Genomic DNA, 898 nt, shown 5'->3' with positions numbered 1-898 from the left:
CGTGCCCCGTGGCCGTCGGAAACCGTGAAGCTGAAGGTGTCGGTGAGCTTTTCACCCACGCCCAGGCCCTGCACCGCGGGCAGGGCGTTAGTTCAGAACGTAGGTATAGTTGCCCGAGGCATCCACTGTGAACGTGCCGTACAAGCCCGCCTTGTCCGTCTGCGGGAGAAAAGTCAGCACATCGTGCAGATCCACATCCACGGGCACGGGCAACGTGCCGCTGACACTGGCCGTGCCTTCGGCGATTACGGTTGCGGCCGCGCCCACGCTGGGCAGATCGTTGGTGCCGTTAATGGTCAGGGTCAGGCTGTTGGTAGCCGTGCCCCCGTGGCCGTCGGACGCTGTAAAACTGAACGTGTCCGTGAGCTTTTCACCCACGCCCAGGCCCTGCACCGCAGGCAGCGCATTATTCAGAATGTAGGTATAGTTGCCCGAGGCATCCACTGTGAGCGTGCCGTACAGGCCCACTGTGCCCGTCTGCGGGAGAAAAGTCAGCACATCGTGCAGATCCACATCCGTGGGCACAGGCAGCGCGCCGCTGACAGAGACCGTATCCTCGGCGATCACGGCCGTGGCCGCGCCGACCGTGGGGATGTCGTTGGTGCCGTTGATGGTCAGAGTCAGGGTATTGGAGACCGTGCCCCCGTGGCCGTCGGAAACCGTGAAGCTGAAGGTGTCGGTGAGCTTTTCACCCACGCCCAGGCCCTGCACCGCGGGCAGGGCGTTGTTCAGAACGTAGGTGTAGTTGCCGTTGGCGTCCAGGGTGAGCGTGCCGTACAAGCCCGCCTTGTCCGTCTGCGGGAGAAAAGTCAGCACATCGTGCAGATCCACATCCACGGGCACGGGCAGCGTGCCGCTGACACTGGCCGTGCCTTCGGCGATTACGGTTGCGGCCGCG

General features: G+C 63.7%; 1 protein-coding gene. It reads right to left on the bottom strand.

The window, feature by feature from the left end; all coding sequences use genetic code 11:
- Positions 1-87 precede the first annotated feature (87 nt).
- A partial coding sequence (locus HMPREF1022_RS16365; RefSeq protein ID WP_009304029.1) for a VCBS domain-containing protein occupies positions 88-898 on the bottom strand: 811 nt, incomplete at its 5' end.

The organism is Desulfovibrio sp. 6_1_46AFAA (assembly GCF_000224635.1).
GTDB classification, from domain to species: domain Bacteria; phylum Desulfobacterota; class Desulfovibrionia; order Desulfovibrionales; family Desulfovibrionaceae; genus Desulfovibrio; species Desulfovibrio fairfieldensis.
This window is presented reverse-complemented; position numbering and strand designations above follow the sequence as displayed.